A 1,247-nucleotide genomic window follows, 5' to 3' on the forward strand; every position below is an offset into this window, starting at 1 on the left:
GTGTGACGAGGGTGCTGAGAATTGGGCATTGCTGGCGTCGCTCATTGAGACCTGTAAGCTCAACGGCGTCAGCGCCGAGTATTGGCTTGCCGACGTTCTCGCAAACCTCGTCAATGGCTGGCCGGCGGCACGGCTGGACGAACTGCTTCCCTGGGCATCCACCTATACGATGCATGCACAAGGTCCGAGGCTTGCGGCATGAGCCTCAGCACGACCGCGGTCCGGATCAAGGTGACTCTCAAGGACGTGAAACCGGAGGTGATGCGGTGCCTTGTCGTGCCGCTCACGCTGCGCCTTGATCGGCTGCATCTGACGCTTCAGGAGGCATTCGGCTGGACGAACAGTCACCTCTTCGAGTTCTTCGCTGGTGAGGCACATTGGGGGATTCCCGACCCCGACAATGATTACGGCCACCAGCCCATGGATGCCCGTAAAGCGCGGCTTTGCGATATCGTTCGAGAGACCGGCGCCAAGACGATCCACTATCTCTATGACTTCGGCGACAGCTGGGATCACGTGATCAAGCTCGAAAAGTGGTTCGACAACACCACGACGGAGGGCATGCCCTTCCTGCTCGAGGCCGCCGGTCGTTGTCCGCCGGAAGACGTCGGCGGTGCGCCAGGCTATGCCGAATACCTCGACGCCATCTGCGACCCTGCTCATCCGGAGCACGAACATATGCGCCGCTGGGGCCCTGAGCAGTTTGATCCCAACGTCGTCGACCGGAAGGCGCTCGAGGCCGCCGTCAACGCTTTGTCGGAAATATGGAAGCCGCGCCGGCGCACCACGCGTTCAAAATAGACGTCAAGCACCAATCAAATGGGCCTCAGAGCTACGCTTACTATGAAGAAATGGATTGAGCGAACTTTCGGGCGCGAAATAATTCGTTGATTGGCGAAGGAGCCAGACGTTGGCTGCATAGAGCGCAGAAGCGGTGGCCGATTTGGCCATTTCCTTCTGTTCAAACGGCGCTAGTACGAAGTATCCAATGGTCAACGTTGCTACCGTCACCGCGAGGGCGGCGGGCAAAAGCCTCTTGGCTCTGCGACCGTAGAAGCCAAGGAAATCGAGCTTCCCGGTCGCTGCGATCTCCCGAAGCAGAAGTTGCGAGATCAGGTAACTCGATATGACAAAGAAGACGTCTACACCGTAAGCGCGAATTTCCCTGCACCTTTTGCTTTTGAGTGCTCTGATGCATGAGGTGTCCACCAAAATAGGTGGACACCTTGTGATGGCAGACGATGATC

3 protein-coding genes are annotated in these 1,247 nt (G+C 57.9%); 2 read left to right on the top strand and 1 reads right to left on the bottom strand.

Annotated features, from left to right (window positions below):
- Both IVB42_RS14045 and IVB42_RS14050 read left to right on the top strand, forming a co-directional pair.
- Positions 1–202, top strand: a 202-nt coding sequence (locus IVB42_RS14045) for a transposase domain-containing protein (protein ID WP_247399400.1), incomplete at its 5' end; no start/stop codon positions are given.
- Positions 199–801 carry a plasmid pRiA4b ORF-3 family protein gene (locus tag IVB42_RS14050; protein ID WP_249815003.1) on the top strand — a complete coding sequence of 201 codons (603 nt, stop codon included), beginning with the start codon at positions 199–201 and terminating at the stop codon, positions 799–801. The genes IVB42_RS14045 and IVB42_RS14050, both read left to right, overlap by 4 nt.
- A gap of 3 nt (positions 802–804) precedes the next feature.
- On the opposite strand, the gene IVB42_RS14055 is transcribed toward IVB42_RS14050, so the two are convergent.
- Positions 805–1,247, bottom strand: a 443-nt coding sequence (locus IVB42_RS14055) for an acyltransferase (RefSeq protein ID WP_247470469.1), incomplete at its 5' end; no start/stop codon positions are given.

The organism is Bradyrhizobium sp. 45 (assembly GCF_023073155.1).
In the GTDB taxonomy this organism is placed as follows: domain Bacteria; phylum Pseudomonadota; class Alphaproteobacteria; order Rhizobiales; family Xanthobacteraceae; genus Bradyrhizobium; species Bradyrhizobium canariense_D.

Coding starts and splice junctions, on each gene's coding strand:
- IVB42_RS14050 (WP_249815003.1), top strand. CDS start 199: ATGAGCCTCAGCACGACCGCGGTCCGGATCAAGGTGACTCTCAAGGAC.